The sequence below is a fragment of the Macrococcus hajekii genome (genome assembly GCF_004359505.1).
In the GTDB taxonomy this organism is placed as follows: domain Bacteria; phylum Bacillota; class Bacilli; order Staphylococcales; family Staphylococcaceae; genus Macrococcus; species Macrococcus hajekii.
The window spans coordinates 76,094-89,671 of the sequence record NZ_SCWE01000001.1 but is presented as its reverse complement, the minus strand read 5'-3'; the positions used below and the strand labels follow the sequence as shown (position 1 = coordinate 89,671).

Sequence of the window (13,578 nt, the reverse complement as noted above, 5' to 3'; positions counted from 1 at the left end):
TAATGGATCTAAATTATGGTGTAATGATGGTCCGGCGAATCCGAAAAGTATAGCCATTGTAGAGAAAGTTAAAAGTACTTTTGAAAGATTTTTTTTCATTTGTATTTCCTCCTAATTATAATAAATTATATTTTTTTAATTCTTGTTCATATAAATCAATTAACACAGTATTATTCTTCATTTTTGCAAGACCGTAGCCTACTGCACATAAATCACGATCTCTCTGCGAAATAATATCTAGTTCTTGTTTAGAACCACAAGCCAGATAAATCAAATTATCAAGAAGAAACAAAATATTGTATTTAATACAAATCTCTATACCTTCATCAGCAATATCTAAGCATTCTTCATATTTTTCTTCCGATACTAGAAAAGTCGCATATTGATAGTAAATTTTTGCTGCTGTCTCATTGAATAAATGATTTTCATTGATAATATATCTAGCTTTTCTAATCTGTGTTTCTGCTTTATCTGCTTCTTTTGTCTTTCGATAAAAAATAGCCAGTGAGTTATGAATACTTGCTTCTAACTCATAATCCTGATATTTTATAGGATTTTCCAGCAAATCTTCCAATGTTTTAATTGCGAGTCTGAGATCTGGTTTTGTATAACCGGCACATACTGCTTTTACCCATGTCAGGTAACGGTGTTCGTATTCTGTCAGTACTGTCTGAAGTTGTGCATCTACGAAAACTTCCAATGTTTCAAAATCTTTTGATTCCAGATAGTCTTCACAGATTTTCTTGCCGCGTATCGTGTTGTTGACAGGTTCTACTCCGAAGAAGTAATCCATGCTGACATTTAAACGACATGCTATCTGATACAGTGTGTCTGAGCTCGGCATAATTTCATTTTTTTCAATCCTGCTGACCTGGCTCTGAGTACAGATATTTTTGGCAAGATCGGCTTGTGTCATTTTAAGTTCTTTTCTTCTAGATAATACTTTATCTCCGATCTTTGATGCCACATTATTCCTCCTTCCGTGTAATATATCGTATTATTAATAATATACCTCACTCATAACTGATATGCAATATATCATAATGGAAAAATTATGTTTTTTTCATTAAAAAACTTCCTCATTCTATGAGGAAGTTTGAATCTTATAGGATTGCGAGTCCACTTGTCTTGATATCTTTAGCAAATCCTTTGACTGTATCGACTGATAATTCGTTGATATCACGACCAATGTTCGGTAATTTTTTCACGACGTCACCAGGGCAAGTGATAATGTCACAGCCGATTTCGTCTGCCTGAATGACATTGTATAGTTCACGACAGCTCGCCCAGAGTAATTTCACGCCCTCTTTACTGTGACAGACTTCAACCGCTTCTTTCATCAGTGGCATTGGATCTACGCCTGTGTCAGCAATACGTCCTGCGAATACTGATACGTATGTAGGTACGCCTTCTTTGACTGCGTCTACGATTTCTTTGACTTGTTCAATGGTATAGACAGCTGTCACATTTAATTGTACATTTTCAGCTGATAATTCTTTGATCAACGGAATCAGTGATTCACCTTTTGTGTTGACGACTGGAATTTTGACGAAGACGTTCTGACCATAGTTCATCAGAATTTCTGCTTCTTTACGCATCGTCTCCATATCATCTGCGAATACTTCAAATGAAATGGATGCATCAGGAATGGCTTTAACTGCATCTTCAGCGAATTGTTTATAATCCTTAATACCTGCTTTAGCCATCAGTGATGGGTTCGTCGTAAAACCATCCACTTCTTTATTGTTGTAAGCTGATTTCATCTGTTCGATATCTGCACCATCTGCGAATACTTCTACATTTAAGTCTTTCATCATTATTTCCTCCTCAATGGACTTCATTCCACCTCACTATATCCGTTATAAAATACAAATACAAGTAAGATGCTGTGTGATAAAATAGCTTTATACTATCTCTGGAGGCGCTTATGAATCAATCTCGTCGTTATTTCTTTATATCAGTTATTCTCGTCTTTCTCAGCATGCTGCTCAGCGTAAAAAATCCTCTGCTGAATCAGCTGTTCGGTTCTGTTACATCTATCATTCTGTTCTCAGGACTTGTTAATGCCATCTTAATGATCATCAGTGTTCTGACGCTGGCCCGCTCCATGAAATATCCGAGTTATCAGTACAATAAAGCGGCTAAAGTCTGGCAGTTTGTCATTCTTGCCGTGATTCTCTACCATCTCTACAGCGGTATGCGTTTGTTCGGTATTCTTTAAGATTGTACATATGTACAGTCTTTTTTTATGGAGGTTTTGTGATGAAGTATTTATATATTGCTCTTTTTGCGTTTGTCGGTGCTTCCGCACGCTATGGTATCTCACTGATGGCGGGTGATCATTCATACATCGGTACTCTATTTGTAAATGTAGTCGGTGCTTTTTTACTCGGGCTTCTGTCCAGCTATCCTTTTAAGGATAATTTACTGAAAACAGGTCTGACTTCAGGTCTGCTGGGTAGCTTCACTACTTTTTCTACGTTCAGTATGGAGAGTATTCACCTGCTCGAGAATCAGCTGGCGCTAGGACTGTCCTATGTTGTCACTACATTCCTGTTCGGTCTTTTATTTAGCTATGCAGGCATTAAGGGAGGTCAGACTTTATGGTAATGGTGGGAATGGGCGCCATGGTGGGTGCTTGTCTGCGTGTTTTTCTGAGTCAGTTTAATGGCCGCTTTCCATGGATGACACTCTTTATCAATGTATCAGGCTCATTTTTACTCGGTCTATTCAGTCACCTTGAAGACAGTTTCCTTTTCTTCGGTACTGGTATGATGGGGGGATTTACGACCTTCTCAACTTTTGCGCTCGAAAGCGTTACACTTTTCAGTCAGGATAAACGCGCTGCTCTTGTCTATATCGGACTGTCCGCTTTACTGCCGCCTCTCAGTTTTCTTGCAGGTGTGTTAATTTTGTAAATTTTATTTAATTTTTCTTCAATTTTATCAAATAATGTTCTCATATCATTTATGATAGTGAAGTAAACATATTATTCTCAGGAGGATTATATAAGTGAAAAGACTCAATGTGTTTCTTGCTTTTTTAATGATGATAGCGATGGTTCTTTCAGCACAGAGTGTGTCAGCTGCTGAACATCCACATGGTAAAGCTAAAGCTCACGGAAAGCCGGCTAAATTCAATACATCAAAGGAAATCAGCATTCTCCATACAAATGATATTCATGGTCGCTTAGAGGCCGAGCCTGGCCGTGTCATCGGCATGGCAAAAGTGAAGACTGTGAAAGATATGGAACAGCCTACTTTAATGTTTGACTCAGGTGACGCATTCCAGGGACTTCCTATCTCCAACTATTCAAAAGGTGAAGATATGGCTGAAGCGATGAATGCAGTCGGTTATGATGCAATGACGGTCGGCAATCATGAATTTGATTTCGGCTTCGATCAGGCGATGCGTTATAAAGAATTACTTAATTTCCCTATTTTAAGCTCTAATATCTACAAAGATGGCAAACCAGTTTATCAGCCATCCACTATCATCAAAAAAGACGGTATCCGTTTCGGTGTCATCGGTGTGACGACACCTGAAACAGCTACTAAGACACATCCAAACAACATTGCCGGTGTCACATTCCGCGACCCGCTTCCATCTGTTCTGGCTGAGATGCGCAGACTGAAAGGTCACGTAGATACTTTTATCATTCTGAGTCACTTAGGCATTGATCCTGCGACAAAAGAAATCTGGCGCAGCTCATACCTTACTGACCAGCTTGCAAAGAACAAGGCATTCCATAAGGAGACTATCATTGTGCTCGATGGCCATTCACATTCAGTCATTGAGAATGGTATTGTTAAAGACAACACAGTGCTTGCCCAGACGGGTACCGCTTTAGCTAATATCGGCAAATTGACTTATACACTGGACGGATCAGTTAAGAAAGCTGAGATGATCACTGAAGCTGAGACGGCTAATCTGACAGGTGACCCTGCTATCACTTCAATTGTACAGAATGCAAAGGCTAACTTCGACAAGTTGACTTCTCAAGTCGTTTTCCACAATCCGGTCAACTTAAATGGTGAACGTGATTACGTTCGTACTAGAGAAACTAATCTTGGTAATGCCATTACAGATGCAATGGAAGCATATTCTAATACTGGTTTCGCTAGTCAAGGTGACTTCGCTGTAACAAATGGCGGAGGAATCCGTGCGAGCATCGAAGGCAACAAAGACGTAACGATGGGCGATATTATCAAGGTGCTGCCTTTCGGTAACCGTATCACTCAGATTCAGGTATCTGGCGCAAATGTTAAAGCGATGTTCGAACATTCATTAAGTGCACCCGTTATTGAAAAAGACGGTAAAAAGCAGCTGAGTGCTAATGGCGGATTCCTGCACGCTTCAGAGTCAATCCGTGTCTTCTACGACTTATCAAAACCTGCCGGGGAACGTGTCTATGATATCCAAGTCTTTGACCGTAACTTGAAACAATTTGTAGCACTCGATATGAACAAAACTTATAACGTTGTGACAAATGACTTCACAGCAGCAGGTGGAGACGGCTATTCTATGTTAGGTGGCCCACGTGAAGAAGGTCCATCACTTGATACTGTCTTCGCCAACTACTTGAAGACAGCAGATATGACCAAATATAATACAACAGAACCCGTTCGTATTGTAGAACGTCAAGCTGTTCAATCAATCGTTAAAGCAGCATAGTATTGAATTAAAGAAGCCCATGTGACGCGGAAATTCAGTTTCCGCGTCACGTGGAGCTTTTTTTGTATATCAGCATTAAAAATGATCATTCGAAATCCTATCATCAAGCAAACACCCATCAGATTTTAGAATACAATTTATAGAGTACAGGTCTTAAAGGTTTATCAAAGTCCCCTACGTACTCCTCAACTACTGCATTGAAGCCTTTCTTGAATTTCAGTACTCCATAATCCGGTGCATCTTCAGTAAATATTCCACTGACTCCGTAAAAATTATAAGTCTTCACGCCGAGTGACTTCGCGTATTGAATCATCTGCCACATCATATTATAAGGTCCCATAAACTGATTATATTTCGGATTAGAGCCACTTGATAAGTAATAGAGTTCATGGGCGTTATGAATATAAAGTGCACTGGCCAGTTCCAGGATGTCACCCTCTGCTGACTTAAGTTGTTCGGTCTCTTTTATTTTACTGTTCAAGTTAGCGACTGTTTTTTCAAGTTCTTTCACTTTATTTTTCAGTTTACGGTAATCCGGATTTTCTTTCAGCTGTTCACTTGCTTCATCAAGCATGACTGTCTTCTCTTTAAGATCATCATTTAATCGACTCAAATAATCATTCAAGTCGATATAGCTGAGTACGAGCCTGCACTGGTTGCCATAAGTCTTCTGCATTCTGACGAAATAATCATAATCCCTAAATGTAAAGCCATGCTTATTCTCAGCTATCTGGAACAGCCTGAAAAATTTATCTGTCTCATCTATTGATAAATCTCTCAGCTGCACCCCCATCTCCAATGTTTTATTGATATTACGCCGAGTCTTGTACTCCATTTCCTTTAAGAGCTGCTCTTCTGATTTACCTTCAAGTTGAAGAACCGATAGAAATCGAGCCTGTGTATCCATCGAGTAGCCTTCAGGAAATCCTTGATGATGGTAACCTAACGATTCCATCTGATTGATAAAGTCACTCAAATCATGATGTTCAATCACTTCTCCGTCATGATTACGATGGTTCACTATAATATGGGGATCAACTCGCACAAATAAGCCCTTTTTCTGTTTCAGGAAACGGTTAAGTTCAGTATAGAAAAATTGAACAAGTTCCCGGTTATTATAATCCATAACAGGACCACGATGAGAGTAAAAGTACGTGAAGAGCTTCATGGCACGCGCACCCGTAAGTAAACAAGCTGCCAGAAGCTGACCATTTTCCTTGACTCCGACCAGATAAACCTCACTCTTTTTCGCTCTATAGTCATAATGTACACGCGATTGTGTATAATGACTGAAATGTTCATTCACGAACCACTCATATTCATCAGGATTTAACTCACAGAAAATCATAATAACACCTTACCTTTATGGAAAATTTTATCTATTTGTATTCATACTACCATAAAATTCCTTTTTATGCATTTTACTTTCTTAAATGACGGTTTTAATGATAACTTTCCGTTAAAAAGGGTAGAACTTTATATCAAGAACTTTAGGAGTGGTGAAAATGACTGAAGAAACGAGACATGAACAAACGTTACGTGAACTAGATGAACATATTGAAAATGAAGGTATTGAGTATCAGGATGGTTTTAAATTAACGAAGCAAGCACCTGAAAATGTAGTGCCAAACGGCGAAGATAGTATCAAAAGAGAACCTTCTATCGACGGAGACAAATAAAAATCGAAGTGAAATGATTCACTTCGATTTTTATTTTTTATTTAGTTATTGCCGTTATAGTCAGCTGGATCCGGACCGACACGACGGTCTTCATTCAGCTGATCAAGCTCATAGTGGTCTTCCTTCGTCAGTTCGAAGTCATAAACATTCAAGTTTTCTTCAATACGTTCAGGTGTCACTGATTTCGGAATGATGACCACATCATTCTCAATGTTCCAGCGAATAATAATTTGAGCAGGTGATTTACCATGCTTCTCTGCAATATTCATCACTACTTCATTTGTCAGAATTTCTCCATTCATCAGTGGAGACCACGATTCTGCGACGATAAACTTCTCTTTCATATAATCGCGTAACTCTTTTTGATTCAAGTAAGGTGTAAATTCAACTTGGTTGATCACTGGTTTAACAGACGCGACTTCGAGTAAACGCTCAAAATGCTGAATTGCAAAGTTGCTGACACCAATATTACGAACTTTGCCGTCATTATATAATTTCTCAAGTGCTTTCCAGCTATCGAAGTATAACTGCTCATCAGTACCCGGCCAGTGCAGTAAATACAAATCGACGTAGTCCAGTCCAAGTCTGTCCAGAGAAGCCTGATATGCTTCAAGTGCTGACTCATAACCGAAATCATCCAGCCAGAGCTTAGTCGTAATGAAGAGATCGCTACGAGAAATGCCCGCTGCTTCAATACCTTGACGGATACCTTCACCTACTGATTTCTCATTATCATAGATACGTGCTGTATCAATACTTCTGTAGCCAGAGACAATCGCATGCTTCACCGCTTCTACAAGCTGCTGTCCTTCCTCTACTCGGAATGTACCGAGACCCACTTTAGGCATTGTATTGCCGTTATGAAATGTCACTACTTGTTCCATTGTCATCACTCCTTTAAATTAGATATTTTTATTATACCCTTATCTATTTTAACTATACGTATCATCTGCCTTGAAGTATGTAACCATAAAAAAGAGAGGTCCTAAGACCCCCCACTGATTACGGATTCAAATGCTCAATGTCATCCAGCATACCTGCCAGTTCCTCAATCGAATACTGGAAGCGACCATGGAAAACATATTTTTCAAAGAATGTTTCAAGTTCTTCTTCACCGACAATAACTTTTACGTTTTTATCGCGTGAATAGTTATCCATTGTTCCTGCATCATGTCCCTCTTTATTGAAGTACATAATAGGAGTGACTGGATATTTTAAGTTCAAGGTTTCCTGCAGCAATTCAGCTCGACGTTTCAAGTCTTCAATATTATGTTTCAAGGATTTGAAGTAAACAATGTCGCGCTCTTCATCACGCTCCATGGCGATGGACTGCTCGATATATTTATCAAGGTCCAGTAAATTGAACACATGTTCGAACATTGGATCAACAGAGAACTGTGACTGATCGACACCATGGTAGATGTGACCTTTCCAGTAATGAGAATCCAGCAGATAAACGCCTGTACGTGTCATCACGAGATGGGAAAGGCGCTCAGTACGCTTCAGATCACGACCAGGTAAAAAGATATTGGCAAGTACATGCATATCTTCAGGGCGAATACGTTCATTTCTGACAAGACGCTCTTTCAATTGAATGAGGGTAAAGTCTGTGAGATATTCACCGCCATCTTTTGATAATAATTTCAGACTGTCGATCTTCGTTGATTGCTTAGACAGTTCATCGTTCAGAGCATGACGTTCTCTCGAGAACTGTTCAGCCTGCTCCTGACGTTTCTGCTCTGCCTGCTCCTCAAGTGATACAGCGAGTGACTCCCGTTCTCTTTCATGCTGCAGACGGAGTGCTTCCTGCTCGCGTTTACGCTTCGATGCTGACAGCAGCCAGAGAATTAAAAATAGCAGCGCCAGTACACCAAGCGCGATTAAACCATAATGAAGCGGTGTCAGTTGTGATAAGTCCATATATACTCTCCTTCTTTAATGTCTTAGTCCTATTATAAAGGAGTTAAGCTGGAACTTCAGTAATTTTTCCTAATAAATTAGTGTCATATTTTCTCAAAAAAATAAGACAGGGTCTATTGCCCCCTGTCTTCTCTATCTTATTTCTGTAACGCTGCTTTAAGTGCATCCACTTTGTCAGTCTGTTCCCATGGCAGTTCAACATCTGTACGACCGAAGTGACCGTACGCTGCTGTCTGCTTGTAGATCGGGCGACGGAGGTCAAGCATCTTAATAATGCCTGCCGGACGTAAGTCAAATGTATGACGGATTGCTTCAACAAGTTCAACTTCAGAATGTTCGCTTGTACCGAATGTATCTACTGAAATTGAAACCGGATGGGCAACACCGATTGCGTAGGCAACTTGCACTTCTGCTTTATCAGCGAGACCTGCTGCTACTAAGTTTTTCGCTACGTAACGAGCAGCATAAGCACCTGAACGGTCTACTTTAGTTGCATCTTTACCTGAGAATGCACCACCACCATGACGTGCATAACCACCGTAAGTATCAACGATGATTTTACGGCCAGTCAGACCTGCATCTCCTTGAGGACCTCCGATAACGAAACGGCCAGTCGGATTGATGAAGTATTTTGTTTCTTCATCGATTAAATCAGCTGGCACAACCGGTTTGATGACATGTTCTTTAATGTCAGCCTGAATCTGTTCAAGTTCAACTTTCTCATGATGCTGTGAAGAAATAACGATTGTATCAATACGTTTAGGCACATTATTTTCATCATACTCAACAGTCACCTGAGTTTTACCATCCGGACGCAAGTAATCAAGTGTTTCATTCTTACGAACTTCTGTTAAGCGACGTGCAAGTTCATGTGCAAGTGAAATTGGAAGGGGCATCAAGCTTTCTGTCTCATTACATGCATAACCGAACATCAGACCTTGGTCACCCGCACCGATTGATTCGATGTCTGAGTCTGATAAATCTTCACGGTCTTCCAGCGCGCGGTCAACACCTTGCGCGATATCAGGTGACTGCTCATCGATAGCTGTTAAGACAGCCATCGTCTGAAAGTCATAACCGAATTTTGCACGTGTATAACCGATTTCCTTAACTGTTTCACGTACGACTTTAGGGATATCTACATAAGTAGAAGTTGTAATTTCACCAGCGATTAAGGCCATACCTGTTGTTACAGATGTTTCACAGGCAACACGCGCTTTCGGGTCTCCTGTCAAAATTGCATCTAATATTGCATCAGAAATCTGGTCAGCGATTTTATCCGGATGTCCTTCTGTTACTGATTCAGAGGTAAATAATTTACGATCTGCCATTGTCATTCTCCTTTTATATATCAATGTCGTTACGGTTCAATCCATAGAAAAAAGCCTTCCCCTACAGTTAAGAGAGAAGGCTTAAATAAATTCAAGTCCATTCACTCTTATCGTTCAGAAATAATCTGCAAACGGTTTGGCACCTTACTTAAAAGGTTGCTGGGCTTCAAAGGGTCCATGTCCCTCCACCACTCTGGATAAGAGAATCCGCAAGTAAGATAATACTAAACTTATTGTAAAGAGTCAACATGTTTGGATTAAATAAAACATGAAAAACTTTTATGAATTTTCAAACATTCATGATGCTTGATGGCATCTCTTTTTCATTATGCTATACTAGTGAGTGAAAATGCTTACACAAGCATCAAAATTAATAAACGGGGGATTATTTCATGAGTGAAAATTACACGAAACAAGTCAATGAATTGCTGCAGAAACCGTCTACTTTAAACCAACTTTCTCGCACACAGCTCATCACTGAAATTCTTGACAATAATGAAGGTCAATTGACTGAAGCAGGTGCTGTACGCACTGAGACAGGCAAATATACAGGTCGTTCGCCTAAAGACCGTTTTATCGTGCGCGAAGCTGATACTGAAGATAAGATTGACTGGGGTAAAGTCAATCAACCGATCGAAGAAGAAGTCTTCCTGAAGTTAACAGATAAAGTCCTTAACTATCTAAATGATAAAGAAAAAGTATATGTCTTCAATGGTTATGCGGGTGCAAGTAAATCATCTCAATTAAAGCTGCGTGTCATCAACGAACTCGCATGGCATAATATGTTTGCCCACACGATGTTCATCCGTCCTGAAACAAAAGAAGAAGGACTGGCGATTGATCCTGAATTCACAATTATCTCTGCACCTCACTTCAAAGCTGACCCAGCTGTTGATGGTACAAAGACAGAGACATTTATCATTACAAGCTTCAAACATAAAATCATTCTGATCGGTGGCACTGAATATGCCGGCGAAATGAAAAAAGGTATCTTCGGTGTCATGAACTACTACTTACCTGTACAAGGTATCATGAGTATGCACTGTTCTGCAAACGTCGGTGAAAATAAAGACGTTGCCTTATTCTTCGGTTTATCAGGTACAGGTAAAACAACGTTATCAGCTGATCCACAGCGTAAGCTGATCGGTGACGATGAGCATGGCTGGAATGACGACGGCGTCTTCAATATCGAAGGTGGCTGTTATGCTAAAACAATCGATTTAACTCGTGAAAAAGAACCACAAATCTATGATGCGATCCGTTATGGAGCCATTTTAGAAAATGTGAAAATCGAAGAAGACGGTACACCTGACTACTCTGATAAATCATTGACAGAAAATACACGTGCAGCCTATCCGATTGACAATATCGATAATATTGTTCTGCCATCATACGCAGGACATGCTAAGACGATCATTTTCTTAACAGCTGATGCGTTCGGCGTACTCCCTCCTATCTCAAAACTGACAAAAGATCAGGCGATGTACCATTTCTTAAGCGGATTCACATCAAAACTTGCTGGAACAGAGCGTGGCGTTACAAGTCCACAACCTGTCTTCTCAACATGTTTCGGTTCGCCATTCCTGCCGCTTCATGCGACTGTTTATGCCAATATGCTGGGTGAACTGATCGACAAGCATAACGTTAAAGTCTATCTTGTCAATACAGGCTGGACAGGCGGCGAATATGGGGTCGGCAGCCGTATGAATCTGAAATATACACGCTCCATGGTCCGTCGTGCCATCAGCGGTGCACTGGAAGATGCTGAATATGTTCAGGATGATGTCTTCGGCTTGAACATCCCGACACACGTACCAGGCGTACCTACTGAACTATTAATGCCTCGTAATACATGGATATCAGATGATGCTTATGACGAAACAGCACATAAACTGGCACTTATGTTCCAGGACAACTTCAAACAATTTGAATCACCTGAAATCGAAGAAAAAGGTGGATTCAAGTACAGAGGCTAAGATATAAAAACAGCTGAAATCAAAAGATTTCAGCTGTTTTTTTCATGTTATTGATCTTCCACCTTATCCATCCATGCTTGAACTTTCTGTAATATTTCACGTTCTTTCGGCGGTATAAAGGTATGGGCCTCCCCTTCGTAAATATGCATTTCATAAGGGACATTTAATTCTTTCAGTCGTTCTTCCAGTATATACGCATGTTTTATACTGACATGCATATCCTCTGTGCCATGAATAATCATAACGGGTGGACTATTACGAGTGACATGCCTATAGCCATTACGTTTATCATATTCACTCTCATTCTGCCCTGGTTTGCCAATTAGCCGCTTCATCATGCCGCGTAAATCTTCTCGTTCTTCATACATATAATAAATATCGCTGACGCCACCCCATATAATGAAAGAAGTCGCATCCACATCCTGATACGTCAGTAACCCTTGAATTCCACCGCGTGAGAAACCGACTAAATGCATCGGTATTAATCCGTGCTGATTTCTCAGTTCACGTACAAGTGCACGGACATCTTCCAGATCCGCTCCACCAAACTCATCTTTACCATTTCCATTCGTACCCCGGTAATAAGGACCGACAACCAGTGTCTTCGGACCTGCAAACTGCATGAGTCGAACTGGACGCACCATACCTACACCGCCCTTGCCACCTCGTAGATAGATGACAATTCGTTCTGGTTCCGCTGTATCCAGCAGCATTGCTTTCACTTCAAGCTCATCTGACTGATACGTCACTTCATAAAACGGATGATCAAAATAATCAGCTGCTACTCTTGTTTTGCTGAGCCACATGCTATCATCTCCCTTACAATATACTGAATACATGCATCTTTAAGCAATCTGCTTTGTTCACTTTCATCAATATCATCTAAGTTGCTGACAATAATCGGTCCGGCTGTTTCATGATAATGAGTCTGAGGTGAGATATGATCAATCACTGCTTTAAATACATCTTTAGTAAAAGGCGGATCCGTCATCACCGTGTAACTCGTAATATATTTCAGCTCGCCTGTTGCACCCGTCTCTTCAAATAATTCCCGATGTGCCGCTTCAACTGCTGACTCTCCTGCCTCACGTTTACCGCCCGGAAATTCAATCCCCCGCTCTTTATGATGAGTCAGCAGATAATCGCCTTCTACAAAAGGGATAATCAGCACATGATGATGCACGGGTTCATCCTTTTTCAGTATCACCTGATTGCCTTCAACATCTCTAAATTCCATACACTACCTCGCTCTAAGTCTTTTTATCAGTTTATCATATATAAGCACCAGAACTGAAAAGTCGGATCAACTGCACTATAATAAATACAACGATTAACGAAGGAGCTTAAAATGAAAACAATCCTACTTGCCATTATCCGGTTTTATCGCAACTATATATCACCGATGACCCCTCCAACATGTCGTTTTCATCCAACCTGTTCGCAGTACGGTATGGAAGCCATTGAAACACATGGCGCTTTAAAAGGCAGCTACTTAACAACAGTCCGCATCCTGAAATGTCACCCCTTCCACCCGGGCGGCTTTGATCCAGTACCACCGAAGAAAGATGAATAGAGATTAGAGTGTAAAGTGGTATTTAAATTAAGTTTATCTACCCCTTTTCCAACATAAAAATAAGCTCTGTCCCCAAAAAGAGAACAGAGCTTATTTTTATTCCTGGATATGACGATTCGCATTCAATTTTTTAATATGAATAAAAGTTTACATAAAGCATTACTTGCTAAGCCAGGTGCTCTTTATACATTCTGTATGAAATAACACTCATTAAAATAGTGGCTAAGTTCATAACTCCGAAAATAATCCAGTATGATATCATCACTTTCATGACGAAAAGTAAAATACAGAAAATGAACGGCACAATAAAGGCGACTAAAGCAAAAAAATAATCATTTGTAGTTGTATGTTTTTGCTTAACTAGATAGATGACAAGTAAAATCCATATTAATGGAAATAGGATGAGATATATTAGGAAAGACGGA

At 40.1% G+C, this 13,578-nt stretch carries 15 protein-coding genes and 1 riboswitch; of the genes, 7 read left to right on the top strand and 8 right to left on the bottom strand.

Annotation, left to right across the window (positions count from 1 at the left end; translation table 11 throughout):
- Positions 1-115 precede the first annotated feature (115 nt).
- Positions 116-967, bottom strand: coding sequence for a helix-turn-helix domain-containing protein (locus tag ERX37_RS00575; RefSeq protein ID WP_133428703.1), 852 nt, complete (start codon positions 965-967; stop codon positions 116-118).
- 136 nt (positions 968-1,103) lie between these two features.
- Positions 1,104-1,814, bottom strand: a complete 711-nt coding sequence (locus ERX37_RS00570; RefSeq protein WP_133428702.1) for a transaldolase — start codon at positions 1,812-1,814, stop codon at positions 1,104-1,106.
- Positions 1,815-1,927: 113 nt separating this feature from the next.
- Between ERX37_RS00570 and ERX37_RS00565 the strand changes: the two genes are divergently transcribed.
- The 4 genes from ERX37_RS00565 (at position 1,928) to ERX37_RS00550 (ending at position 4,674) form a co-directional block, all read left to right on the top strand.
- Positions 1,928-2,221: a hypothetical protein gene (locus ERX37_RS00565; RefSeq protein ID WP_133428701.1), complete on the top strand. Its 294-nt coding sequence runs from the start codon at positions 1,928-1,930 to the stop codon at positions 2,219-2,221.
- A 41-nt stretch (positions 2,222-2,262) separates the two neighbouring features.
- A complete protein-coding gene (locus tag ERX37_RS00560) occupies positions 2,263-2,610 on the top strand; it encodes a fluoride efflux transporter FluC (RefSeq protein ID WP_133428700.1) in 348 nt (115 codons plus the stop codon).
- Positions 2,604-2,918, top strand: a complete 315-nt coding sequence (locus ERX37_RS00555) for a fluoride efflux transporter FluC (protein ID WP_133428699.1) — start codon at positions 2,604-2,606, stop codon at positions 2,916-2,918. The genes ERX37_RS00560 and ERX37_RS00555 overlap by 7 nt, the downstream gene beginning before the upstream one ends.
- Before the next feature lie 94 nt (positions 2,919-3,012).
- The gene (locus ERX37_RS00550) at positions 3,013-4,674 is read left to right on the top strand and encodes a 5'-nucleotidase C-terminal domain-containing protein (protein WP_306440577.1); all 1,662 of its coding nucleotides are present in this window, start codon (positions 3,013-3,015) and stop codon (positions 4,672-4,674) included.
- A gap of 118 nt (positions 4,675-4,792) precedes the next feature.
- On the opposite strand, the gene ERX37_RS00545 is transcribed toward ERX37_RS00550, so the two are convergent.
- On the bottom strand, positions 4,793-6,022 hold the full coding sequence (locus tag ERX37_RS00545) for an aminoacyltransferase (RefSeq protein ID WP_133428698.1): 1,230 nt from the start codon (positions 6,020-6,022) through the stop codon (positions 4,793-4,795).
- Positions 6,023-6,179: 157 nt separating this feature from the next.
- On the opposite strand from ERX37_RS00545, the gene ERX37_RS11375 reads away from it, so the two are divergent.
- Positions 6,180-6,353, top strand: coding sequence for a hypothetical protein (locus tag ERX37_RS11375; protein ID WP_165981927.1), 174 nt, complete (start codon positions 6,180-6,182; stop codon positions 6,351-6,353).
- Positions 6,354-6,394: 41 nt separating this feature from the next.
- Here ERX37_RS11375 and ERX37_RS00540 read toward each other — a convergent pair whose 3' ends face one another.
- The 3 genes from ERX37_RS00540 to metK all read right to left on the bottom strand — a co-directional run bounded on the left by ERX37_RS00540 (position 6,395) and on the right by metK (position 9,604).
- Positions 6,395-7,237, bottom strand: a complete 843-nt coding sequence (locus ERX37_RS00540) for an aldo/keto reductase (RefSeq protein ID WP_133428697.1) — start codon at positions 7,235-7,237, stop codon at positions 6,395-6,397.
- Between the two features lie 118 nt (positions 7,238-7,355).
- Positions 7,356-8,273, bottom strand: a complete 918-nt coding sequence (locus tag ERX37_RS00535) for a nuclease-related domain-containing protein (protein ID WP_133428696.1) — start codon at positions 8,271-8,273, stop codon at positions 7,356-7,358.
- A gap of 137 nt (positions 8,274-8,410) precedes the next feature.
- Positions 8,411-9,604: a methionine adenosyltransferase gene (metK, locus tag ERX37_RS00530; RefSeq protein WP_133428695.1), complete on the bottom strand. Its 1,194-nt coding sequence runs from the start codon at positions 9,602-9,604 to the stop codon at positions 8,411-8,413.
- A 104-nt stretch (positions 9,605-9,708) separates the two neighbouring features.
- Positions 9,709-9,808, bottom strand: a riboswitch (SAM riboswitch).
- Between the two features lie 188 nt (positions 9,809-9,996).
- Here metK and pckA point away from each other — a divergent pair.
- Positions 9,997-11,580: a phosphoenolpyruvate carboxykinase (ATP) gene (gene pckA / locus ERX37_RS00525; RefSeq protein ID WP_133428694.1), complete on the top strand. Its 1,584-nt coding sequence runs from the start codon at positions 9,997-9,999 to the stop codon at positions 11,578-11,580.
- Between the two features lie 47 nt (positions 11,581-11,627).
- Here pckA and ERX37_RS00520 read toward each other — a convergent pair whose 3' ends face one another.
- Positions 11,628-12,386 (bottom strand): alpha/beta hydrolase family protein, encoded by a 759-nt coding sequence (locus ERX37_RS00520; protein WP_133428693.1) that lies wholly within the window; start codon positions 12,384-12,386, stop codon positions 11,628-11,630.
- Positions 12,362-12,817 (bottom strand): NUDIX domain-containing protein, encoded by a 456-nt coding sequence (locus ERX37_RS00515; protein ID WP_133428692.1) that lies wholly within the window; start codon positions 12,815-12,817, stop codon positions 12,362-12,364. The genes ERX37_RS00520 and ERX37_RS00515 overlap by 25 nt, the downstream gene beginning before the upstream one ends.
- Before the next feature lie 111 nt (positions 12,818-12,928).
- On the opposite strand from ERX37_RS00515, the gene yidD reads away from it, so the two are divergent.
- Complete coding sequence (yidD, locus tag ERX37_RS00510; protein ID WP_133428691.1) at positions 12,929-13,153, top strand: membrane protein insertion efficiency factor YidD; 225 nt, start codon at positions 12,929-12,931, stop codon at positions 13,151-13,153.
- The last annotated feature ends 425 nt before the right edge of the window (positions 13,154-13,578 follow it).